The sequence below is a fragment of the Sarcina sp. DSM 11001 genome (assembly GCF_900101015.1).
GTDB lineage: Bacteria > Bacillota > Clostridia > Lachnospirales > Lachnospiraceae > CAG-791.
The window spans coordinates 171,371-196,182 of record NZ_FNFZ01000001.1; the positions used below are offsets into that span (position 1 = coordinate 171,371).

Annotated in this window: 12 protein-coding genes; 10 read left to right on the forward strand and 2 right to left on the reverse strand. The window is 52.6% G+C overall.

Features of this window, described 5'->3' with window-relative positions; genetic code table 11:
* Positions 1–170 precede the first annotated feature (170 nt).
* From BLT02_RS00625 to BLT02_RS00655, 7 genes are all read left to right on the forward strand, one after another.
* Entirely contained in the window at positions 171–1,886 is a 1,716-nt protein-coding gene (locus BLT02_RS00625; RefSeq protein ID WP_092990916.1) for an AMP-binding protein, read from the forward strand.
* Positions 1,887–2,049: 163 nt separating this feature from the next.
* Complete coding sequence (locus BLT02_RS00630) at positions 2,050–2,289, forward strand: phosphopantetheine-binding protein (RefSeq protein ID WP_092990917.1); 240 nt, start codon at positions 2,050–2,052, stop codon at positions 2,287–2,289.
* Between the two features lie 209 nt (positions 2,290–2,498).
* The gene (locus BLT02_RS00635; protein WP_175453614.1) at positions 2,499–5,162 is read left to right on the forward strand and encodes an ATP-binding protein; all 2,664 of its coding nucleotides are present in this window, start codon (positions 2,499–2,501) and stop codon (positions 5,160–5,162) included.
* Between the two features lie 59 nt (positions 5,163–5,221).
* Positions 5,222–5,854 (forward strand): ribonuclease domain-containing protein, encoded by a 633-nt coding sequence (locus tag BLT02_RS00640; RefSeq protein WP_092990919.1) that lies wholly within the window; start codon positions 5,222–5,224, stop codon positions 5,852–5,854.
* 119 nt (positions 5,855–5,973) lie between these two features.
* Positions 5,974–6,435, forward strand: a complete 462-nt coding sequence (locus BLT02_RS00645; protein WP_092990920.1) for a barstar family protein — start codon at positions 5,974–5,976, stop codon at positions 6,433–6,435.
* Between the two features lie 129 nt (positions 6,436–6,564).
* Positions 6,565–7,260 carry a metallophosphoesterase family protein gene (locus BLT02_RS00650; protein WP_092990921.1) on the forward strand — a complete coding sequence of 232 codons (696 nt, stop codon included), beginning with the start codon at positions 6,565–6,567 and terminating at the stop codon, positions 7,258–7,260.
* A gap of 13 nt (positions 7,261–7,273) precedes the next feature.
* Positions 7,274–8,818 (forward strand): LCP family protein, encoded by a 1,545-nt coding sequence (locus tag BLT02_RS00655; protein ID WP_092990922.1) that lies wholly within the window; start codon positions 7,274–7,276, stop codon positions 8,816–8,818.
* A gap of 241 nt (positions 8,819–9,059) precedes the next feature.
* Here BLT02_RS00655 and BLT02_RS00660 read toward each other — a convergent pair whose 3' ends face one another.
* Positions 9,060–9,746, reverse strand: coding sequence for a phosphatase PAP2 family protein (locus tag BLT02_RS00660; RefSeq protein WP_139187333.1), 687 nt, complete (start codon positions 9,744–9,746; stop codon positions 9,060–9,062).
* Positions 9,747–10,378: 632 nt separating this feature from the next.
* Here BLT02_RS00660 and glyA point away from each other — a divergent pair.
* Together glyA and BLT02_RS17010 are read left to right on the forward strand one after the other, a co-directional pair.
* Positions 10,379–11,617 carry a serine hydroxymethyltransferase gene (gene glyA, locus BLT02_RS00665; protein ID WP_092990924.1) on the forward strand — a complete coding sequence of 413 codons (1,239 nt, stop codon included), beginning with the start codon at positions 10,379–10,381 and terminating at the stop codon, positions 11,615–11,617.
* A 918-nt stretch (positions 11,618–12,535) separates the two neighbouring features.
* On the forward strand, positions 12,536–12,706 hold the full coding sequence (locus BLT02_RS17010; protein ID WP_175453615.1) for a hypothetical protein: 171 nt from the start codon (positions 12,536–12,538) through the stop codon (positions 12,704–12,706).
* A gap of 329 nt (positions 12,707–13,035) precedes the next feature.
* On the opposite strand, the gene BLT02_RS00675 is transcribed toward BLT02_RS17010, so the two are convergent.
* Entirely contained in the window at positions 13,036–18,171 is a 5,136-nt protein-coding gene (locus tag BLT02_RS00675) for an acyl-CoA dehydratase activase-related protein (RefSeq protein ID WP_242869660.1), read from the reverse strand.
* A gap of 375 nt (positions 18,172–18,546) precedes the next feature.
* On the opposite strand from BLT02_RS00675, the gene BLT02_RS00680 reads away from it, so the two are divergent.
* On the forward strand, positions 18,547–24,663 hold the full coding sequence (locus tag BLT02_RS00680) for an Ig-like domain-containing protein (protein ID WP_092990926.1): 6,117 nt from the start codon (positions 18,547–18,549) through the stop codon (positions 24,661–24,663).
* Positions 24,664–24,812 lie beyond the last annotated feature (149 nt).

Here is a 24,812-nt window from a genome sequence, read left to right on the forward strand (position 1 = left end):
TCATCCATTGACCGGTAACAGGGCATTTTCAAAGTTCGAAATTTTCAAAGTTCGAAATTTTCAGAGTTCGAAAATAGAAAGGATGCGCTTTTTGCGTCATAACCCGATTGACTGAAATCCGATCAAACGAAGGGGCAGGTCACTGAACCAGCCCCAACAGGAGTAAAAATATGAAAAATGCAGTGATGGCTATGCTCGAGGAAAACGCACAGAGGTTTCCGGACAAGATCGCTCTAGCGGATGAATTCAGACAGATGTCTTACAGGGAGTATCTGACGGCAGCTGTTCTTGTTGCCCGCGCGATCACCCCGCAGCTCTGCGCTCAGGCGGCCCTCAGGGCAGGAGTGCCCGCAGACGGTGTCGATCCACAGGCCGTCCGCTGTAATCCCGTGGGTGTCCTGATCGACCGCAACGTCCTGTCGGTGGCTTCCTTTATGGGGATAGCCTATACCGGCAATTTCTATGTCCCGCTGGATCCCGAGCTGCCGGCTGTACGCATGTCGACGATCCTGCAGGAGCTTTCACCGCTCCTTTTGATCGACGCCCGGGAGACCCCGGGCCCCCTGCCGGTTCCGGTGGACGTACCGGTCCTGGACGTCAGGACCATGTTCCCGGTCCCCGGAGAGATCTCTGAAGAAAACTCAGGGAAAGCTGAAGAGAGTTCTGCTGAGGATCTGGAGGCGTTTCTTCAGGAGGCTCGGGAGCGGCGCAGGATGATCGTGGACACAGATCCGCTCTACGCTGTCTTTACTTCCGGCTCGACAGGAGTCCCCAAGGGAGTCCTGGTCTCCCACAGGTCTCTTTTTGACCTTACGGACGCCTTCGAGGAAGTGTTTGGATTTGAGGAGGATACGGTGTTTGGAAACCAGGCTCCGTTTGATTATGACGGTTCCTCCAAGGATCTCTATAATGCCCTGCACTGTGGGGGGAGAGTCGAGATCATCCCCCACAGGATGTTCATGTTACCCGCTGTTCTGTTGGAATATCTGGCGGTCCGGTCAGTCAATACGATCATCTGGGCTGTCTCCGCGGTCAGGATCGTGGCGGACTTCAGAGCCCTGGACGCGGTAAAGACCAGTGTTCCGCTCTGCCTGCGCAAGGTGATGTTCTCCGGCGAGGTCATGCCTGTGAAGACGATCAATTACTGGATGCAGTTCTTCCCGGATGCCCTGTATGTAAATCTGTACGGTCCCACCGAGATCACCTGCAACTGCACCTATTATACGATAACGCGGCGGTTCGAGCCGGATGAGAAGTTCCCCATCGGCAGGGCTTTCCCCAACACCCGTGTCTTTCTTCTGGAGAAAAAGGAGAGTGATAATGAAGAAGCCGGGGCAGGCGGTGTGCCCGCTCAGAGCGGAAACCGCGTCTGCGGGATCATTCCGGACAGTCTGCCGGACGTGCGCGGTGAGATCTGCGTCGAAGGGACCTGTGTCGCCCTGGGCTATTGGAATAATCCGGACCGCACTGCGGAGAACTTCACTGCCAAACCCGGTGCCTCGGTGACACTGAATAGAATTTACAGAACCGGAGATCTGGGATATTATAATAAAGAGGGAGAGCTTTGCTTTGCTTCCCGCGAGGACAACCAGATCAAGCATATGAGCCACAGGATCGAACTGGGAGAGATCGAGGCCGCGCTCAACGCGATCGATTTCATCGATGTCGCCTGCTGCTTCTATGATCACGACAGACACAAGATCGTCTGCGTATACCAGGCGGGAGAGGACAGGCGCAGACAGATCGCTACCGCGCTCGTCGACCGGCTTCCCAAATATATGCGTCCCAACAAATATATCCGGATGGAACAGATGCCCCTCAATGCCCATGTCAAGATCGACCGGCGCCTGCTTCGGACGATGTATGAAGAAGGAAAGCTGAAATGATCGCCTGCCGGCCGGAAAACCCTTCCCGGAAACGGGCTCCGGACAGCGGGATTTGAAAAACAGGACATGTTAACCCGCGTCCGGCGCAAAAGGCCCGCGATCGAGCCTTGAATGATCGGGCATTGTATTTACCCTGCATTTCGACATGGAGGTAACAGAGAATATGGAAGAAAACAGACAAGAACTGATGGAGATCCTGGAGGAGACCAGGCCGGACATTGATTTTGAAAACGAGACCGCTCTGATCGACAAAGAGATGCTGGACTCCTTTGACATTATTTCCATTGTCAGTGAGATCAACGAAGCTTTTGACATCAGCATCAATGTCAATGATCTGCTGCCTGAGAATTTTAATTCCGTGGATGCGATCCTTGCGCTGATCGCCAAGCTCCAGGAGGAGTGACGCGGCCAGTGTCTCGTTCCCGGTCTTGTATGCCATGAACAGATCCTGAAAAACTTCAGAAGGGCAGAGCTCTGTAAACAGACTGTTGTCACCGGTCAGTGTGCGGCCGGATGCACCGGTTCATTTATGGATCCTGCCCGGGTCCGGCCTTGCCCCGCTGCAGGCTGCGGACCGATGTGTGTCATGGGCTGTGGAAAGTGAGGAACAATATGGAAGTGAATGACCGTAAGGATTTCCTCTCTGTATCGGAGAACGTGCTTCTTCAATCTTTTATTACTGAATATATCAGAGTTTTTATTGTCGACCTGGAGAATGACAGATATTCCCTGCTCTACGAGAAAGAGGAGGATCCTCTCATCAGGGACCTGATGCGCAGCACCACCGGATACGCGCAGTTCAATCATCGGATCAGCGCTCTTTATACTGACCCGGCCTATATTTCGTGGAGAGAGGAGGAAGGGAGCACCGAACATATCAGGACAATGCTGCAAACCCAGCCTGTGTTCACTTTTGTCTATCCCTTCAAAACGGATAAACGATGGTTAAAACTGGAGATCCGTCTTTTGGAAAAAAAAGATGGAATCCCCGCCAGGGTGCTGCTAGGTCTTAAAGATACCCGGCACGGCATAAAGGAGGCTTTCTCTTTAGACCAGGGCAGCATGGACAGCGGTCAGAGCCTTGAGCAGTACATCAGCAGCCTGTTGAGCCGGCTCGACTGGGAAAAACGATACAGGAGAGCGCTCTCTTATGATGCTGCAGGAGTTTTTGAGATCAATGTGTCCAGAAACAGGATCGTATCCGGCGCTGCGGACAACGAAGAGCTGTTTTATCACGAACCGGGGGTGGATATCCCCGGAGATTTTGATGTCCATCTGGCAAGCTGGAGAAAACGTATCCTGTCTACCCGTGAACGGGAGGTCTTTGACAGGACGATCAATCAGAGAGCCCTGCTGGAAGCCTTTTACACCGGGGTCACGGAATTCAGCCTGTCCTACAGGGTGAGCGACCGGTACGGGGTACCCGCCTATCTGAGAGAGAATGTCGTGCTCACGAAAAATGAGGAGACCGGGGAGGTGACCGGTCTCATTGTGATGAGAGATATCACGGCACAAAAGATGGTCGAGGAGGAAAACGAACGACGCAGACGCCTGATCACAGCCCTGTCCTCTGATTATACTACGGTGTTTCTGGCTAATCTGGAGCGGGACACCTATGAGATGTACCGCGGCAGCGAGGGAGTGATGACGCAGTATTCCAGGTGTCTGGTCCGATCCTTCCAGGAATCGGTGAGATTATTTGCTGAGAAAGGCGTTAACCAACAGGACAGAGACATGTTCATTAACATGTTCGATCCGGAGACACTGAGAAGAAATCTGAGAGAAAAGGAATATTTTTACTTTACATTCCGTTTCGGCATGGACAGAGGACCTGCTTTTATCCGCGCAAAGATCCTGCGGGTCGGGAATGCGGATCAGGACCTGTCTGATGTCATCATCGGTTTTGCTGATATCACAGAGGAGCGCAGGAGTGAAGAGCAGCAGCGGAGGCTGCTGGAAAACGCGCTGGAGCGGGCCAGAAACGCCGACCACGCCAAGAGCCTCTTCCTCACGAATATGTCCCATGACATCAGGACTCCTATGAATGCCATCCTGGGATTTACCCGTATAGCCATGGCTCATCTGGAGGATGAGGAGAGGATCAGGGACTGCCTGAACAAGATCCTGGATTCGGGGGATCATCTGCTGGGGCTGATCAATAATATTCTGGATATGAGCCGGATCGAGAGCGGCCGGATGGAGCTTCACGAGAGAGAGGGGTCTTTCAGAGATACGCTTTCCTTTGTCCAGGATGCCATGAGGCCTATGGTCAATGAAAAGAATATCACTTTGTCTGTCGAGATCGACTCCCGGTCAGAACTGGTTTTCTGTTATGATCAGACAGCCATGAGGCAGCTGCTCCTGAACCTGCTCAATAACTCTGTCAAATTCACGGAACCCGGCGGCAGGATCCAGTTGAGGATCAAGGAGGAAAATCCGGCTTCGGCAGGATATTCTTCGCTCTTCATCTCGGTCATGGATAACGGGATCGGAATGAACCGGGATTTTGTCAGGAGGATTTTTGAACCTTTTGAGAGAGAATATGATCCGGCTGTCAGCAGGACTCCCGGGAACGGGCTCGGAATGCCGATCTGCAAGGGGATCGTGGAGTCTATGGGCGGAACGATCGACGTCTACACGGAGAAAGGAATCGGGACGGAAGTTGTGATCCATCTTTCCCTCAGGCTCCCGAAGGGAAGCAGGCAGTCCGGGACGGAATCTGCAGGTGTTTCTTCCGGAGATCCTTCCTCCCGCAGGCCGCAGGAGCTGAAAGAGGAAGCCGGAGGGACGCATACCGGATATACCTCAGAGAAAGACCGCGATTTCCCTTCTCAGGAGCTTTTTGTGGAACTGGATCCAAGCGGAAAAAGGCTGCTGGTCGTGGAGGACAACGAGCTCAATATGGAGATCGCCTGTGAACTGCTGGAGGAAGCCGGTTTTACGATCGAAAAGGCATTTAACGGCAGAGAAGCGGTTCGCATGGTCGCTGTATCGGAGCCGGGCTATTATGATGCCATACTGATGGATGTGCAGATGCCGGTCATGGATGGATACGAGGCGACGGCCAGGATCAGGGGACTGCAGGATCTGGACCACGCGGGGATCCCCATCATTGCCATGACAGCAAATGTATTTGAAGAGGACATGAGAAAGTGCCTGGAAGCCGGAATGGATGCTTTTATCGCCAAGCCTGTGGAGATCCGCAAGGTGATCCGCACGCTCACACCGGTCCTGCAGGCGCACGGAAGGATCATGCCCCGCAGGAACAGAGTCTGACGTGTGCAACATTGGGAACATTGTTTGCCGTTCTCAGCGTTGTGATAGGGAGGTAAAAAATGAACACTATCCGCCGAAAATGGAGCAGACTGCTCCTGGTCCCGCTGATCTGCATTGCTCTTATCCTGCTCTGCGGCTGTTCGGGTGCCGGCAAATCCGCATCTGCAGAACCGCAGAAGCTCCAGGAGTTATCAGCGCAGGAAAAAGAATCCGGAACGGAAGAAGACCGGGAGACGGGCACTGGCTCTGAAGGGGAGGGGTCCGGATCCGGGGATGAGGATTACTACGAAAACGACGATGAAGATTATCTGACAGATGAGGATCCTCCTGAAGAAGGCCGGGATACACAGAAGTCCGGGGCGGACATCGATGAGAACGGTGTCTACACGACAAAAGAGGATGTTGCCCTCTATCTGCATACCTATGGTCACCTCCCCCACAATTTCATGACCAAAAAAGAAGCCAGATCCAGGGGGTGGTCCGGCGGAGCGCTGGAAAAGTATGCTCCGGGGATGTGCATAGGCGGCGACCGTTTCGGAAATTATGAGGGAATACTGCCGGATGGACACTACCATGAATGCGACATCAATACCCTCGGGGAAAAGCGCGGTCCGGAAAGGCTGGTCTATTCGGATGACGGCAGGATCTATTATACAGCGGACCATTATGAGACATTCGAGCTCCTTTACTGAGAGCAGAATGTCTGTGGCAATAACCGGAGGCAGGCTGTATAGGAATAAGTCTTTTTCCGGAGCGGTGTACTGAACGGGATATACTCTGCGCTGCCGGACAGTTTGTTTGAGAGGTGAGTATGGACGAATATTTGATTGACCTTTCAGGTGTTACAGACAGAGATTCGCTGCACCAGTGCCTCAGGGATGCTCTTCCCCTGCCGGAGTGGTACGGTAATAATCTGGATGCGCTGTATGATTCTATGACGGAGATGTCTGTTCCCGTGACGATCCGGTTTCTGGGATCGGAGAAAGCGCAGGACAGGCTGGGTGATTATTTTGAAATGTTCCGCAGAGTCCTGCAGGATGTGCAGTCAGACCTGCCGGGTCTCACTGTATTTTTTGAAGATCCCCTTGAAGCTTCCTCGGAAAATCCCCGTGAGGATACCTTTGAAGACTCTTCTGAAGATTCCTCTGAAAAAGATTCCTTTGAGGAAGCTTCCCTGGAGAACCCTCAAGAGCCGGATCTGGAAAAGATCTATATGGCTCAGGGGGAAATGGAGGATGGCGGGGATCTGAATGAGGACTTCGAAGAATACTGAAGAGAAAAGTTCCGGGTGGATCCGGAAAAGCACCGGAAACAGGACCTGGTAGAGGAGCAGAGGACCTGGAAGAGGAGCAGAAAGAAGACCGGGAAGAGTTCTGAGTAAGGAAATATATAAGGGAATTATATGGAAGAAAGCAGAACACTGATCATTACGGATATACACGGCTGTTATGACGAGTGCAGATCTCTCCTTGAGAAAATGTCTTTTGATGAGGAAAGGGATATCCTGGTCAATCTCGGAGACACGATCGACAGAGGCCCCGCCATTTACGAGACCTTCGTATTTCTCAGAGATTTGAAGGAGAGAATAGGAGAGCGCTTTATCCTGATCCGCGGAAACCATGAACAGATGATGCTGGATGCAGCCGCGGAAGGCGGCAGGAGCAAGGATCTGTGGTATTATAACAGCGGAGAAAAAACAGTCTTTTCCTTCCTGAATCACAAACACCGTTTCCAGGAGTTTCTTTCCTGGTATGAGGCAATGCCTTATTATTACACTACGGCAAAATACAATTGTGTCCATGCCTGCCTTAAAGACCCCGATCCTGCTGCGAACGATATCCAGACCCTGATCTGGGGCAGAGATACGGACTATTCGGGCAAGCTGGTGATGACGGGACATACCCCCTACAGGTTCCCCATCTATTATCTGGGTGACCAGTACGGCAGGATCGACGAGGATGTATGGACCTATCTGCCTGAGAAAGGAATGATCGCTCTGGACACCGGCTGTGTCTACGGAAACAGGCTGACAGGAATGATCATCACAGGCAGCAGGAAGTTCCTTGTCACTTCAGTGGCTTCAGGCGTAAAAAAATAAGAGGTACATTTTAATGCCATCAACATCTACATCCAGAGATATCAATGATAATAAAAAGAGTCCGGAAAACAGAGGGCCGGAGAAAAAAAGCACCGGTTCCCACAGAAGAAAAAAGGGGAAAAGATTATTGCGCTCTAAAAACCTGCATGTGTTAGGTGCCGTCCTTTCCCTGCTCCAGGCCGGAGCCGCAGCCCTTTTTATTTATCTGCTGAACGGGACCGGCATGATTCCGTGGAAATATGTCATGACGGCTTTTGCAGTCCTGGCGGGAATGGTCCTGCTGGTCGTCCTGCTGGTGGGGATCCGCAAACGCAGGACCAGACTGGCAGCCGTATTCATCAGCGCTGTCATGATCATAGTCCAGCTTATCGGGTCCAGTTATCTCTACCGGACTATGAATATGCTCAGGAGCGCAGAAAACTCCTACAAAACTGACCTGCTGGATATTGCCGTCCGCAGTGATGATTCCGCCCTGGAGATCGCGGACACTGCCGATTACCGTTTCGGGATCGTGGATGATCTGACAGAAGAAGAAAAGAATACCCTTCTCGAGGTGATCCGGCGAAAGACGGGAAAGGAAGTGGAGATCAAAACCTACAGCACAGCTGTCGAAGCGGTACGCGCCCTCTTGAACAAGGAAGTGGATTCCGCCGTTTACAGGGAGGCTTATGCCCCTGTCCTGGAAGAAGTGATGGACTCCTATTCCAGCGGCGTCCGCATTGTGGACACCTATGAGATCAGGACGGAACTCGAATACGAGAGCGTAGAACCGGGCGAACCCTTCCACCTTTTGATCAGCGGCATCGACGTAAAGGGCGATATCTCCCAGGCCAGCCGGAGCGACGTCAACATTATCGTCACCATCAATCCAAAGACAAAAAAGATCCTCATGACGACGACCCCCAGGGACTATTACGTGGAGATCCCCGGTATTTCAAACGGACAGCGCGACAAACTCACACACGCCGGCATTTACGGAGAGGACGCCTCCATCCGCACCCTGGAACAGATCTACGGGATCGATATCACCTATTATGTGCGCGTCAACTTTACGACACTGATCGACATAGTCGACGCGATCGACGGTGTCGATGTCTGGTCGGACTACGAGTTTGATTGTTATACCGATCATAAAGTACATATCGACAAGGGAATGAACCACCTGAACGGACGACAGGCCCTCGCTTTCTGCCGGGAGCGTTTCAGCTTCCCTGACGGAGACAACCAGAGAGGAAAAGACCAGGAGGCAGTCCTGAAGGCCATCATAGAAAAGGTGATGTCGCCGGCCCTGATCGTCAACGCCAGTGCCCTCATCGACAGCATGCGCGGTTCTTTCCAGACTGACATGCCCGAGACCAAGATCGCCGAGCTGATCAGCCAGCAGCTCTCGGAGGGCACCGACTGGATCATACTCAGACAGGCTACCGAGAGCGGTCCCAGCGGAATGGAAAACACCTACTCAGGAGGAAAACTGTCTGTGACCTGGCCCGACGAATACAGTATTAAAAAGAACTCCGCCAGAATGAAGATCATCCTGGACGAAAGGCCCGAGAACTAAATCGGAAAACGGGAGTAGAAAGCTGATATTGTAAAACTGAAATAGAAAAGCTGAGATCGGTAAGCTGAAATGGAGATTCTGAAGCTGTAGAGCTGAAATCGGAAAGCAGAGATAAAGAATTCAAGAAAGAATTCAAGACTCGCTCGCGAGTCTCACGCGATGAAGAGAAGAATAAAAAACGCCCGGGAAACCAGTCAAAGACCAGTTTCCCGGGCGCTCTATTATTTTGGATTTCAGACGATCAGGCGTGAACGCCTCTGCGCTGCGGCAGACCGGAAGCCCATCCGCGTCTTTTGCGCTGGGCATATCCGAGTACAAAGCCCAATCTGTAGACACACAGATGTGTGAACAGGTAAAGGGCGAATGCGATCACAACATCTGAAGAGGAATGCTGCTTGATCAGCATGGTCGAGATGATGATCAGGACTCCCAGAAGAGTCAGGAAAAACCGGGAGAATCCGCGGACCTGCGCGGGCAGGATCTTTCCATCATCCGTTTTCCAGTTCCAGTCCCAGATACCGGCGATGATGCACAGACTGTTGAAGACGTGTATGCTGGGAGTCAGGTTTGTCGGAGTATCGGCCAGATACAGAAGACCGACCATTTTGGTAAATATATTGTCCTCCGGCATGACCTCAGGCCGCATCAGGTGGATGTTGGGAAAAACCACCGAGACAAAAATGAAGGCGGTCATTCCGATGATCAGGCAGGTGCAGACCCTGCGGTAGGTATCTTCATGGACCATCAGAAGGAAAAGTATACTGCCGAGGATATAGGGAAACCAGAGCAGGTAGGGGATGACAAATACCGGGACAAAGGGGATCAGATCATCCGCTGCGTTATGGATCACCGTATAATGAAGCCGGTTCCAATGTTCGATCAGCGTAAAACCGGTGAGATAGATGATCATATATACCACTACGGGCATCAGGAGCTTCAACTTTCTGACAGGAAGAAAAGCGGATAAGCGATCTCCAACGAGGCGGCAGAAAGAATGTCCCCTGTTTATTTCTTTATTGAGAATAGACGTCATGGGCAAAAACCTCACTCATTTCGGGAAAATATCAGCATTTCGGGAATATGTCAGCGGTCCTGTCATGGTTCTTCAGAAATGATTTTGTATACTGGATCATTTCTGCATCATTGGCATGTTACTCTTTTGGCAAAAAAAAGGCAATACTTTTTTCGGAAAGTTAATAAACGTTTATGTTTTGATTTACAAGCTATTTTTAATCCTGTTAATCCTTTATTTCCGGTTGATCATATTTTCTGCTTGATTATTAGGAACCTTCTTGATATACTTCATTTCTGTAGCGCCAATCTGTCCATGGTCACCTATTGACCAGATTCAAGGTGCTTTCGCGTTTTCCGGACACATGCTGTCACATGCTGTGTGACCGGGAACGTCATCCTGTGATCGTCCGGAGTTCCGCGATCGCGGCATCGTCAGCAGTATGAAATCCGGTTTTTCAAATGTGATTATTTATGATCATTCATTACCCGGAAGAACGGGACGTTTTATCGGTTTTCATTCACAAAAGCTCTGTCAGGAGGAAATAAATGTATTCAATCGAAGAAGTCAGAAAGGTCGATCCTGAGATCGCGGCTGCCATTGAACAGGAAGTGGAGCGTCAGAACCAGCATATTGAACTGATCGCATCGGAGAACTGGACCAGCAAAGCGGTGATGGCTGCAATGGGAAGCCCGCTTACCAACAAATATGCAGAAGGCTATTCCGGCAAACGGTATTATGGCGGCTGCCAGGTCATCGATATCGTGGAGACCATTGCAATCGAGCGCGCAAAGAAGCTTTTCGGCTGCACTTATGCAAATGTACAGCCTCATTCCGGCGCCTCCGCCAACCTTGCCGTAGAGTTCGCGATCCTCAAACCCGGAGATACCCTGATGGGAATGAACCTCAATCAGGGCGGCCACCTCACTCATGGAAGTGCTGCCAATATTTCCGGTACCTATTACAATATTGTCCCCTACGGTGTAGATGAGAATGGCTTTATTGACTATGACGCTCTCATAAAGCTCGCTGCCGAGACAAAACCCAAAATGATCATCGCCGGTGCCTCCGCCTACGGAAGGACTATTGATTTCAAAAAATTCCGCGAAGCTGCCGATACCTGCGGCGCTGTCCTGATGGCTGATATTGCGCACATCGCAGGCCTTGTGGCGGCCGGTCTTCATCCGAGTCCCTTCCCCTATGCCGATGTTGTGACGACCACGACCCACAAGACTCTGCGCGGCCCCAGAGGCGGCCTGATCCTTGCCATGGAAGAGACCGCGAAGAAATACAACTTCAACAAGGCTGTGTTCCCCGGGACCCAGGGCGGCCCCCTGGAGCATGTGATCGCAGCCAAGGCTGTCTGCTTCAAGGAAGCCCTTGAGCCCTCTTTCAAGGCCTATATGGAGCAGGTCAGGAAGAATGCGGACGCCCTCTGTGCAGGACTTATGAACCGTGGGATCGACATCGTATCCGGCGGCACGGACAACCACCTGATGCTTGTGGACCTCACAAAGGAGGATCTGACAGGCAAGGAAGTTGAGAAGTGGCTTGACGAGGCCTGCATCACGGCCAACAAGAACACGATCCCCAACGAACAGCGCTCTCCTTTCGTGACCAGCGGTATCCGTCTGGGCACTCCTGCGGCAACTACCCGCGGACTTGTCGAGGACGATATGGACAAGGTGGCGGAAGCCATTTCCCTGGTCATTAAGCAGAAAGAAGCCGGGATCGATCCCGCCAGAAAGATCATTGCAGGCATTACTGCAAAATACCCTCTCTCCTGACATATGACAGGACTGAGACAGGATTAAGACAGCATTAAGAAAAACTGATCCACCAGGACAGGCATGATACCATTGTTCGGTACCATGCCTGTCCTTTTTACATAAAGATTTAAGTGGTGATCCTGCCGGACACACGGATTTCTGCTGAGTACACTGCCGGGCACATGGATTTCTGCTGAGCACACTGCCGGGCACACCGGGTTTTCTGCCAGGTGCGCGGACCTGGTCAGAGTGCTTAATCTATATATACTATAAGCGGAAACAAATAAGGGCTTGCAGCGGGTATATAAGGTATATAATTGTAGGCAAAAGTCTGAAAAATCAGAAAATAACAGCAAATTAAAATAAAATAATTGACAAATACCGGTTTGAACCCTATAATTATCTCATAAAGTACTTCAAGAGAAGGTGACGAGAAGATCACCGATCAAGCTCCGGATCAGAAGCAGATCCTACTTCAGACAGACTGGATAATATGAATGATCTCAAAGGATCATTCAAAAGGAAATTGTCTCAAAGGACACTTTCGCAGGATGGCTGCCAGGATGACGTGAATCTCCGGTACCTCCCACAATATTCCAGGTTTTTGAAAGAAATCCTGCATCTGATGAAAGAGAAGAAAGGAAGGTACACGCCACCGGAACATTACAGTACAGCTTTTTAAAACAGTTACAATTGAATAGAGTCCGCAATTGAGTACGTAAAAGATAAGTGGTGAATCGCAGCGTCGGATATTTTGAAGGATTGCACGATTGATCATAAAGTACACCGGATGAATAAAAGCCCGACATATCCTGAATCGGAAACCGGAGAAGTGAAGGATGGGAAAATGAGTGGAACAGCTCATTTTCGGATCATCACACTGATCAGACAGTAGATGAAAGGGATGAGAGGCAAGTTTCAGAAGGATGATATTTTATGAAAGAGAATGCAGGTCTGGAGAAAGCATCAGAGAATGCAGCAGGATCTGACCGGACATCACAGTACAATCAGTACAAAGGTGAAGAGGAAAGAGAGCGGAGAGCCAGACAAAAAGGAGGAAAAGTCCATTGGATGGTGTTAGCTGAGGGAGAGCGTTCGTCGCAGTAAGCCCGTTGGAAAAGACGGCAGATGAATGCTCTTCCTTGTTGTTGCGCGCAAGCAATGGGCCATGCGCATCTGAAATAGCGGTAGCTTCCGTAAGCCAGCTCACAGGCAGGTGGAGATCTTTTCGGATGCATACGGCGAATGCCGCTACAGCGAACGGCGAAGCCGTGAGCCTGTCGGCATGGCGGATTGCGCCCCTGCAATCCATGCATCATGGACATAAAAATAGAATAACCGGCCGGGAAAGCACAATGCCTTCCCGGCCGGTTTTGTAATTACGTCTTATTAGTCCTTACTTTTGATTACTTTCCTTTTTTTTACTTTCTGAATAATTACTTTCTGAATAATCTCCTGAAAAGGCCCGGGCCTTTCCGGGTGCTCTTTTTCACAGGAGGAGTCTGTTCCTGTCCGGGAACGCAGCCGATGGAAGCATTTTCGCTGTCGATTTCCGGAGCTGTATCAATCTGTCCTGAAGATGCCGGGGGAATCTCCCCGTTTTTCTTTCTCTCCAGGTTTTTCTGAGCGGTAGCGAGCATCAGCTTGATGCGGTTGAGCTGGTTGACCTCGCTGGCACCGGGGTCGTAATCGATCGCGGCGATATTGGCGAGCGGGTATTCCCTCCTGATCGCTTTGATGACTCCCTTGCCAACGACATGGTTGGGCAGGCAGCCGAAGGGCTGGATGCAGACGATGTTTTCGACACCGTCTTTGATCAGCTCGACCATTTCTCCGGTGAGGAACCATCCCTCGCCGGTTTCGTTGCCGATGGATACGATGGGCTCGGCAAACTTCACCAGGTCATAGATGCTGGCGGGAGCATCGAAGTGCACGCTCTTCTCATAGGCGCGGTAGATCGGCTTGAGGGCGGCCTCAATGGCGTGGATGCCGAGGGTGCTCTTGCGCGCGGTCTTTTTGCTTGTTCCGAGGTTTTCCGCCTTATAGACCTGATTGTAGAAGCAGTAGAGCATGAATCCCATCAGGTCGGGAACAGTGGCTTCGGCGCCCTCCTGTTCCAGCAGGTCGACCAGGTAGTTGTTAGCGGCGGGCGCGTATTTGACCAGGATCTCTCCGACGATGCCGACGCGGGGCCGGCGTTCCTCGCGGATCGGGATGGCGTCAAAATCACGGATCATCTGTACGGCCAGGCGCTGGACCTTGGGAAGGTTCAGGCCGTTGGTCTTTGTCAGGAACTCCGTGCAGATGTGCTTCCACTTCAGGTGTTTAGCCTCTACCATGCCTTTTTTGAGTTCGTAGGGACGCATGCGGTAGACGCAGCGCATCATGACGTCTCCGAAGACGATGGCATAGGCTGCCCGGGTAATGAGTTTCAGGTCCATCTTGAAGCCCGGATTTTCCTCGAGGCCGGACATATTGACGGAGACCACTGGGATCTGCCCCATTCCGGCTTTTGTCAACGCCCGGCGGATAAAACCGACATAGTTGGAAGCGCGGCAGCCGCCGCCTGTCTGGGACATCAGGACCGCAGTGTGGTTCAGGTCGTATTTGCCGGAATCCAGTGCCTCCATGATCTGGCCGACCACAAAGAGCGAAGGGTAGCAGGCATCGTTGTTGACATATTTGAGGCCGAAATCAACTGCCCTGCGGTTGTCGTTGGGCAGGACGACCAGGTTGTATCCGCAGGCCCTCATGGCGGGCTCGATGAGCTCAAAGTGGATCGGCGACATCTGCGGGCACAGGATCGTGTAGTTTTCGCGCATCTCCGCTGTAAAAGGCACTTTTTTGATGGCCGTTGAACGGATCTGGCGTTTGGTGTTTTTCTGATCCCGGATCCGGATAGCCGCGATCAGGGAGCGGACGCGGATGCGGGCGCTGCCGAGGTTGTTGACTTCGTCTATCTTGAGGCAGGTATAGATCTTGTCCGAGCCTGCCAGGATGTCATTGACCTGGTCTGTCGTGACGGCATCGATGCCGCAGCCGAAGGAATTGAGCTGGATCATCTCCAGGTCGTCGCGCAGACGCACATAGTTGGCGGCCGCGTAGAGACGGGAATGGTACATCCACTGGTCCAGGACTGTGATCGGGCGGTCCGGAGTCGAGAGGTGGGAGATGGAGTCTTCCGAAAGGACTGCTATACCATAGGAGGTGATCATTTCGGGGATGCCGTGGTTGATCTCCGGGTCGATGTGGTAGGGACGGCCGGCCAGGACGATGCCCTTGACGTGGTTGTCTTCCATAAACCGGAGGACCTCTTCACCCTTTCTGCGGATGTCGATGCGGGACTGCTCCAGTTCCTCCCAGCCCGCGGCACAGGCGGCGTGGATCTCATCCCTGGGAATCTCTTCCCCGAATTCGCGGTCCATGGCCTCTGTGATGGTGCGCAGGCTGGTAAAGGCCATGAAGGGATTGCGGAAACGGACCTTGCCGTCAGTGATCTCCTCCACGTTATTGCGGATATTTTCCGGATAGGAGGTGACGATCGGGCAGTTGTAGTGGTTGTCCGAGGACGCAAATTCCGAGCGCTCATAAAAGAGAGACGGATAGAAGATGAAGTCCACTCCCTTTTGAATGAGCCACATGACATGCCCGTGCGCGATCTTGGCCGGATAGCAGGCGGATTCGCTGGGGATCGACTCTATTCCCATCTCATAGATCGCGTGGGTCGAGAGAGGGGAGAGCACGACACGATAGCCGAGCTTTGTAAAGAAGGTTGCCCAGAAGGGGTAGTCCTCGTACATGTTCAGCACACGTGGGATCCCGACCGTGCCGCGGGGAGCCTGGTCCTTCGGGAGGGGACGGTAGCCAAAGATCCTGCCCAGCTTGTATTTATAAAGGTTGGGCATGTTGTTCTGCGAGGCTTCCTTTCCGAGTCCTCTTTCGCAGCGGTTGCCGGAGATGAACAGGCGCTCCTGCGCGGGTGCCGCTGTACCTGCCGGTCTTCTTGCGTACGTTTTTTTCTCAGTGATTTTTTTGCGGGAGGCGGATTCTGCCGGTTCCGTGCCGAGAGCCCGGGCGGCGGTTTCCCTTGCCCGGCCGGCGGTCTCAAAGGCAGTCTCTTTTGCGCGCTCCGCAGTTTCGAGGGCAGTCTCTTTTGCCCGGCCGGCTGCTCTGCCGGCGGTTTCGAGGGCAGTCTCCCTTGCGCGCTCCGCAGTCTCGAGAGCGGTCTCTTTTGCCCGGCCTGCGGTCTCACGCGCAGTTTCCCTGGCTTTTTCCGCCCTCTCTCTGGCCTTCGCCGCAGCGCTGCTCAGAATGGGGCTGCTTTCGATGGCCTTTGCGGCGCGGTCAGCGGTCTCTCTTGCCTTTTCCGCCGCTTCCTTTCTGGTCTTGCCGAGGGAGCTCTCTTCGATCGCCTTCGCTGCTCTGCCGGCGGTTTCTCTTGCCTTTTCTGCCGCTTCCTTTCTGGTCTTGCCGAGGGAGCTCTCTTCGATCGCTTTCGCTGCTCTGCCGGCGGTCTCTCTTGCCCTTTCCGCTGTTTCTTTTCTGTTCTTTTTTGCAAAGGGATTGTCTTCAATGACCCTTGCGGCGCGGTCCGCAAGTCTGCCTGCGGAACCTGTCCTGGTCTCGGAAAGACTGCTTCCCTCACCGGAGACGGGGACATCTGGTTCAAATTCGGAGGCACCATCTGTGGAATCGGCTGCTTCGCTCCTCAGGAAATGGTTGATGGTCAGTCTGCAGTTGTTGGTACAGCGGCCGCAGTTGGTGAGCGTGGTCTCAAACTGGAGATTTTCGATCTCATCGAAGGAGAGCATGGTCGTCTCATGCTTTCCGTCATAGCGTTCACGCGCGATCAGGGCCGCGCCGAAAGCTCCCATGATGCCGGCGATATCAGGCCGGGTGACCTGGCCGCCGGAGATCGTCTCGACACTGCGCAGGACAGCGTCGTTATAGAAGGTCCCGCCCTGGACGACGATGTTCTGCCCCAGCTGGGAGGCGTCAGAGACTTTGATGACCTTGAACAGGGCGTTCTTGATGACAGAATAGGCGAGGCCGGCGGAAATGTCAGCGACGTCAGCTCCCTCTTTCTGGGCCTGCTTGACACGGGAATTCATAAAGACCGTGCAGCGGGTCCCCAGATCGATGGGGTGTTTCGCGAACAGAGCGGCCTTTGCAAAATCCTGTACAGAATAATCGAGGGATTTGGCAAAGGTCTCGATAAAGGAGCCGCAGCCCGAGGAACAGGCTTCGTTGAGAAGGACATTGTCCACAGCCTTGTTTTTAATGCGGATGCACTTCATATCCTGTCCGCCGATGTCGAGGATACAGTCGACCTCGGGGTCAAAAAAGGCGGCGGCATAGTAGTGGGCGATCGTCTCTACCTCTCCTTCATCCAGAAGGAAGGCGGCTTTCAGGAGCGCCTCGCCGTAGCCCGTGGAGCAGCTGCGGGCGATCCTGGCACCTTCGGGAAGGAGGCGGTGGATCTCGGTGATCGAGTCGATGGCAGTCCGGACCGGGCTGCCGTTGTTATTGCTGTAAAAAGAATAGAGCAGGGTCCCGTCCTCACCGACCAGAGCCAGCTTGGTCGTCGTGGAGCCGGCATCGATCCCCAGGAAGCAGTTTCCTTTATAACCGGAGAGATCTCCCCTCTTCACTTGCGCTTTTTCATGGCGGCGGCAGAAATCGTCATATTCCTCCTGCGAGGCGAAAAGAGGGTCCATGCGTCCGATCTCAAACTCCATGTGGAGCTGGCCGGAGAGCCTTTCCGCCATTTCGGACAGGAGTACATGGTTGTCCTCCTGCGCGTTCATGGCGCTGCCCATGGCGGCAAAGAGGTGGGAGTTTTCCAGGTCGATGGTATGCTCGTCGTCGAGCTTCAGGGTCCGGATGAAAGCCTCTTTGAGCTCCGGAAGGAAATGCAGCGGGCCGCCCAGGAAGGCTACATAGCCCCGGATGGGCTTGCCGCAGGCAAGGCCGCTGATGGTCTGATTGACCACTGCCTGGAAGATGGAGGCAGCCAGGTCTTCCTTGGTAGCGCCCTCATTGATCAGGGGCTGGATATCGGACTTGGCAAAGACACCGCAGCGGGCGGCGATCGTATACAGGGACCTGTAGCCGCGGGCATACTTGTTGAGCCCTGCCGCGTCTGTCTGCAGAAGGCTTGCCATCTGGTCGATAAAGGAGCCTGTGCCGCCGGCGCAGATTCCGTTCATGCGCTGTTCGACACTGCCGTTCTCAAAGTAGATGATCTTGGCGTCCTCACCCCCCAGCTCGATGGCGACATCTGTTTTAGGGGCGAGCTTTTCCAGTGCGGTGGAGACGGAGACGACCTCCTGGACGAACGGCACCTGCAGATGCGTGGCCAGCGTGAGGCCTCCGGAGCCTGTGATCACCGGATGGACAGTCAGATCTCCGAGCTTTTCAAGCGCGTCCTGCGTGAGGCTGCGCAGAGTTCCCTGAATGTCCGCGTGGTGGCGGCGGTAATCGGCGAACATGATATTATAAGAAGGATCCAGGACCGCGATTTTGACAGTGGTGGATCCGATATCGATTCCCAGTGTGTAATCTCTTGAAATCAAAGAGGATCTCCTTTCAACATAGAATCAGTCTGCTCCGTGAAGAGGATTCTACATTGTCAATGATCGGGAGCAGAATGCCTGACAGAGCTGCTTGTTTCTATTTGGGTAACAGATTAGCTTATTTCTGAATCTATGAAAATAGTTTTCTGAATCTATGATTATAATAGAAGAGAGAATAAAAATCAACGAGGCCGGATAAAAACAGATTCGGCAGACAACCCTTTATGTGAACAGAACGTATACATTTTTTAATGATTGTATATATGTTGAACTTATTTTATAATCTTTTGCGACCAAAAGGAAACCGCGATCCGCGGCTTCTTGTTTTTTCGAAAATGCCTGAACTAAAAGTAGTACGAAAGGAGGCAGGAAATGAAACGAGTGACTCGTTTGGTCGCGTGGATGCTCATTGCTTTTTTGATCGCCGGAAATCTCCAGGCGCCTGTTTTTGCTGCGGCGGCAGACGAAGGTGCACTGGAGCAGGATGTGATCGAAGCGGAGGTGTTGGAAGAACCTGCTGAGGGAGCAGCCGGTCCGGAAGAATTGCTGCCGGAGGCAGAAACTGCTTCCTCTGAAGCAGAGGATCCAGCGTCTGATGACGAAGCAATTGACGCCGGCACGGACGAATCTGTACAGGAGACAGAAGCGTCTGATACCGAAGATGAGGAGGCTGGTCCTGAAGGCAGGATATTTGATACGGAGGAAGATAAAGCCGCAGAGGAGAATGCAGCTGCGGAAGAAGATACCCTTCCGGAACAGGAAGTGGGCACTTCTGAACCCGCTGATCCTGTACCTGCTGATTCGGAAGAAATCGATGCGGATTTGCCTGAAGAAACCGATGCGGATGTTCCGGAAGGAACAGAGACTGTAGAGGAAGATGCTTCAGAAACCGGAGGTTTCGATAATGCAGGAGAGGCGGAGGACGCTTTTCAGGATGTCCTGACGGATCCTCAGGACGCTGCGGAGCAGGAAACTCCGGAAGAAGCCTCTTCTGCCCTGGAAGAAGAGACGGCTGGAGAGCTGCTGAAGGAGGAGGTCTCCGAGGAGAGACTGCAGTCGGGTGCGGATCCTGAGGAAGAGAATTCTGAACAGGAATACGGGGAGCTGTATGTCTGGCCGGAAGGCAATCCCTACGAATCATGGCAGGAAGTCGATATTCTCGGCTGCGACTCTGTCACTCTGTCCGTCTATGCGGAAAACAGCCTGGGACATGAGATCCGGTATCAGTGGTTTAAGGAGAGCCGTCAGGATCAGAATTCCAATTTTGAAGATGAATGGACGGAGATTGCGGACGCCACAGAAAAAGATTACGTGGTGGAAGCTCCCACCTGTCTGGACAGGTTCCGCTGTGTTGTGACAGATGCGGATCAGAATGAGGGATATGTGGATTTCGAGCTCCGTGCTGAAAATGGCTTCTATATCACCCGGGATTTTAAAAAGGACGGTTATATAATAGATAACATTCAGGATGTGAGAGGGCTGGACAGCATTACCATCCATCTGGAGACCTACGCGGAGGATCTCGATGGAATCACCTACCAGTGGTACCGTCAGGATGGAGAGGATGCTGTGGAACTGGAGGGAGAGACAGGAGATTCCCTCACCGTGCAGGATCCTCAGAACGGGACAGCTTATTTCTGCAATGCAAGAGATAAATATGGCTACAGCTCCACTCTATGGTGCTATTTCCGCCAGAATAACAATCTGGAGGTCTATGCCGGATACGAAAATGACAACTGGGTATATGATCTGACTATTGACCCCAGAAATGAAGAGACCTATACGCTGACTCCGCATGTGGAAGCGGACGATATGGAGGGCCTCCGGTACTCGTGGAGCATGTGGGATGGAAATGATACTTATGATGGAATCGGAGAAGAGGAGAGCCTCTATATTGACCATCAGCCGCAGGGCAACACGACCTATTACTGTGAGGTGACCGACCGTTTCGGAAACAGCGGGACCGCGAGATATTACTTCCTTGAAGATATCGGCCTGGAGGTATATCCGGAGGGGGCAAGTGCTGATCATCCATCGGCTTCCTATGTTGTTGCCGGTATGGACAAGATAACTCTGACCGCGGTGGTCCATGTAGAAGAAGGAAAGAGAGTATCGTATTACTGGCGGGCAGACAGCAGTAAAGAGCGGATTCTCGATGAAGAACAAGGCACTGTTCTGGGGTCCGGTGAGCTCACGCTGAAAGTTTCGCTGCCTGAGGGGGGAGAAACCTTCTATTGCGAGGTCAGCGACGGACACGGGAATTCAAAAACCGCTGAATTCCATTTTGAAGAAATCGCGCCGCTCATGGCAGCCAGACCGGATGGAGCAGAAGAGGGAGAAGACACCGCGATCGTCGAATTTGACCCGGATGAGCCCACCTGGTTCTCAATGCGTGCCATCTATGAGGGAGAAGAGGATGAAGACAATATCCTTTACACCTGGAAGGATGGAAACGGAGAAGAAATGAGGTCCGGATATGGTTATAATTACTATGGAGAAGGCAAGGACGATTATGAGGACGGCGAGAGGATCAGCTGCACTCTGACCGATTCCTTCGGCCAGAGCGCTACCGTTTATTTTGTGATCTCTGTCAAGACCAAGATTGCTGCCGCGCCTGAGCAGACCTTTTTCAGAAACTGGGGCGCCTATGGAGGAGACTGCGAGTCGGGAGACGCGCGCATAAGCTATACACCCGGTCAGGAGATCACACTCAAAACGGTCGCAGAGACGAGACCTGCCGGGGAGATCACTTATGCCTGGTATGCCTCGGAGGAAGAGGATCCGGAGGACTGGGGCGAGCCTATCGCAGGGGAAACGGACCGCATTTTGAAGGTACAGGATCCTCATAAAAACTACCGCTGTGTGGCAACCGCTGCGGGAAAGGACGTATCGGCCCACGCCACTTTCTACCTCGAGGCGGAAAACCATCTTTTCGTTTATCCGGAAGGAAACAGAAGAAAAGATGATACCGCGGAGATCTATGCGGAGGCCGGGAAACCCGTCACCTTGAAGGCGATCGTCGAGGCGGATGACAGCACGGGTCTCACCTATAAATGGTTCCGGGAGACCGTAACAGAGGAAGGAGTATCCGATTATGATGTCCAGGTGGACGGCGCGTCGGACAGCCTTGTGACAGGACCGGTGACAGAGCAGACAGGATACTGCTGCAGGGTCGAGGATCAGTATGGAAACAGCGGCAGCGCTTATTTTAAGATCAATCTGAACAAGCTGGACGTTTATCCGGTCGGCAGGACGACGAGTTCCAGGTTCCGGGAAATCGAGGCTGCGCTCGGCGGGACAGTTACCCTCAAGGCAAAGGTCGTGACATCTGATCCCGGGACAGTGGTCACCTGGAAATATCTGGATCCGGAAACTGATTCCGATCTTCCTGTGACAGGTACTTTTGACAGCGCTTCCTCCACGGCGGAGCTTGTCCTTGACCAGATCAGCAAGACCGGAACTTATAAGTGCCAGGTCAGGGACTCTTACGGGAATCAGGAAGAGGCTTATTTTGACGTTCTTGTAAATCATTTCCGCGCCTGGACCGCGGATGATCCCGACAGGGAAGTTGTCGATGTACGGGCAGCAGCGGGAAGAGATGTGACGTTACGGATCGGGACCGGAGGCGATGATCTGTCCAAAGTGACCTATACCTGGGAGAAGGTTGAAGAAATATGGGATTCAGATACATGGGAGTATCGGGAAAACGTACAGACGGTCGGATCGGACAGGGACCTGATCCTGCAGGGCGTGACGGATACTGCCACCTATCGCTGCAGGGTATCTGACGGATATGGAAACAATAAAGAGATCAGCTTCAATCTGAGCGTAGATACGGTCGTGGCAGAGGCAGACGGTCCCTCTGAGTTTTCTGTCATCCCCGGCGAGAGCGTAACTATGAAGGTGAAAGCCGAGGGAGGTCCCGATGCGGGAGAACTCACCTATATGTGGGAAGCCAATGGGGATGTTCTAAAAGGAAAAACCTCGGATACCCTGACTATAACTCCGGAAAAATCGGGAACATATTGCTGCTACGTCAGTGGTAAATCTGTCAATGAGGCCTGGGTCGGTTTTCAGGTTGAGGTGAATCATCTGAGGGCCTGGCCAAAGGGGAAGGAAGAGTACAGCAGTTACGACTCCCGGTATGTGGAAGAGGGAGCTGCAGTCAGGCTCGAAACAGCCTGGGATGCGGACGACAAGGATGTGTCCTTCAGCTGGGTAGATGATGACGGAGAGATAGAGGGCGCGGACAGTGACAGTCTGACCACAGAACCTGTAACCGGCAACCGCTTCTACAAGTGTACCGTCAGTGACAAGTATGGCAATGAAGAAGAAGTCAATTTCTGGATCTATATTGATGAAAAGCATTTTTCAGCCAGACCGGAAGGCGCTGAAGAAGGAAAAAATGAAGTCATCGTGGATGCTGAAGACGGCAAACCTGTTTCCCTGAAGGTCGTCCTTGATAATGCGGAAGAGGGAGAAACCTATACCTACCGCTGGATCGATGTCACGGATGGCAGGCAGAAGATCATCAACGGAGCAGCTTCGGATACTCTGGTGATCTCTAAAGCGCGCGCGAATGAACGCTATATCTGCCAGGTCACAAATGAAGAAGGCTACTCAGAGAACACGCCTGAGGCAGTGTTCAATATCAGGACCAACCACTTCCGCGCGACCAGTGCAGTCGGCCAGAAAGATGGGTCCTGGGACGACGCCTGGAAGGTCCTTGCATATCCTGGAGGAATGGCGACTCTCAAAGTAGATGTCACCGCGGATGACACGAGCGCTCTGACTTATAAATGGCTGGATGACGGAGATGTGCAGGAGGAGATCTTCTCCGATACACCGGGCAGCTGCCGGGTCAAAGCTCCTGAACAGGAAAATGCCGGGGGAGAGAGCTATTACAATCTTTATTACTGCTATATCAGCGATCAGTATGGAAATGAAGAGAGAATCACTTTCCGGGTGCATGCCGATAAGAATGTTCCTGTCTTAAAGGAAATCAAAGAAGGGGATGTTGTCCTCGCCCCTGCCTCCGGCACCGGGCTGGTTTATGACGGAAAAGCCAAAGAACCGGAAGTGACTGTTACCGTGGATGAAAAAGTCCTAGAAGCCGGAACAGATTATGAGGTCTCCTACAGCGGCAACGTGAACGCAGGAGAGAACACTGCTAAAGTGACGGTCACCGGTAAAGGAGATTACGAAGGAGTCGTGGAGAAGACCTTCTCCATCGCAAAGGCTGGCCAGAATCTGAAAGCGGATGACCTGGCAGTCAATGTTTTCAGCAGCGGCAGGATCGGACTTACCGGAGCTGAAGGAAGCGTCAGCTATACCAGCAGCACCCCGGCCATAGCATCTGTCGATGCCGATGGTACCGTGACCGGCAAAAAAGCCGGAACCGCAAAGATCACTGTCCAGGCAAAAGAGACGGAAAACTATCTCCCTGCCGAAACAGAGCTTACAGTCACCGTCAACAGGATCAGACTGGCGGCCGGCGATGTGACCGTTGACCCTGCTCCGCTCACCTATAACGGGAAAAAACAGACTCCCGCAGTGACGGTCAAAAAGGGCAGCAGAAAACTGGCAGCGGACAAGGATTACACTATTGTTTATGCGGATAACCTCAATGCGGGCACCGCAAAGGTGACGGTCACCGGCAAAGGCAATTACAGAGGAGCCGTGGAGAAGACCTTCTCCATCGCGAAGGCTGACCAGAAGCTTACTGTAAAAGCGGCAAAGGCCTTGATCAGTGTCGGACAGACAACGACCGTATCCGTCAGCGGAGCAAAGGGAACGAAGACCTTCAAGTCCAATTCCTCAGCCGCGGCAGTAAACAGCAAGGGTGAAGTAACAGCAAACAAGGTCGCGACTGTAAAGATCACAGTATCGGCCGCTGCAAAGCCAAACTTCAATCCCGCCTCCGCTTCTGTGACGATCAAGATCGCTCCCGGGGCAACTAAGAAACTGACCGCAGCCAACCAGGCTAAGGGAATCAAGATCACCTGGCAGAAGGTTGCCGGTGCCAAAGGCTATATCATCTACTGCAACAACAGCAAAGTCAAAGCAATATCGGGAGGCACAACCGTCTCCTGGGCCGATACAAAGGCTGATACAGACGGTATTAAATATACCTATAAGGTTGTGGCAAATGCTTCGACCGGCACAAGCACCCTGTCGAGATCCGTGACAATATTCCGGGTCTCCGCTCCGGCGATCAAGTCCGTGAAAAACACCGCCTCTAAAAAGGCAACAGTAACCTGGGGCAAAAAACTCAAGACGACCGGCTATGAGATCCAGTACAGCCTCAAGAAGAACTTCAGCGGCGCAAATACCGCAAAGATCGCAGGCATGACGACGGTCTCGAAGGTTATCGGGAATCTTACGAAGGGAAAGACCTGGTACTTCAGAATCTGCGCCGTCAAGAAGGTCGGCAGTACCACTTATAGATCTGTCTGGAGCAGTGTGAAATCCATAAAGATCACAAAGTAAGGAGCTGCCTGAAAAAATACGTGGGTAAAATGCACGGGAAAAAGGTGCAGGAGATATCCATGAACTATGAGTGGACAGGTCCCGGGACATGAACAGAAGAATCCAGCCGGAGATCCTCCTACGGGGGGGGGACGGCTGGATTCTTTTCT

Bases quoted from the DNA above. Each gene is read 5' to 3' on its own strand.
- BLT02_RS00640 (WP_092990919.1), top strand. From the start codon at position 5,222: ATGAACACTATCCGCCGAAAATGGAGCAGACTGCTCCTGGTCCCGCTG.
- BLT02_RS00635 (WP_175453614.1), top strand. From the start codon at position 2,499: ATGGAAGTGAATGACCGTAAGGATTTCCTCTCTGTATCGGAGAACGTG.
- BLT02_RS00630 (WP_092990917.1), top strand. From the start codon at position 2,050: ATGGAAGAAAACAGACAAGAACTGATGGAGATCCTGGAGGAGACCAGG.
- BLT02_RS00650 (WP_092990921.1), top strand. From the start codon at position 6,565: ATGGAAGAAAGCAGAACACTGATCATTACGGATATACACGGCTGTTAT.
- BLT02_RS00625 (WP_092990916.1), top strand. From the start codon at position 171: ATGAAAAATGCAGTGATGGCTATGCTCGAGGAAAACGCACAGAGGTTT.
- BLT02_RS00660 (WP_139187333.1), bottom strand. From the start codon at position 9,746: ATGCCCGTAGTGGTATATATGATCATCTATCTCACCGGTTTTACGCTG.
- BLT02_RS00655 (WP_092990922.1), top strand. From the start codon at position 7,274: ATGCCATCAACATCTACATCCAGAGATATCAATGATAATAAAAAGAGT.
- glyA (WP_092990924.1), top strand. From the start codon at position 10,379: ATGTATTCAATCGAAGAAGTCAGAAAGGTCGATCCTGAGATCGCGGCT.
- BLT02_RS00680 (WP_092990926.1), top strand. From the start codon at position 18,547: ATGAAACGAGTGACTCGTTTGGTCGCGTGGATGCTCATTGCTTTTTTG.
- BLT02_RS00645 (WP_092990920.1), top strand. From the start codon at position 5,974: ATGGACGAATATTTGATTGACCTTTCAGGTGTTACAGACAGAGATTCG.
- BLT02_RS17010 (WP_175453615.1), top strand. From the start codon at position 12,536: ATGAAAGAGAATGCAGGTCTGGAGAAAGCATCAGAGAATGCAGCAGGA.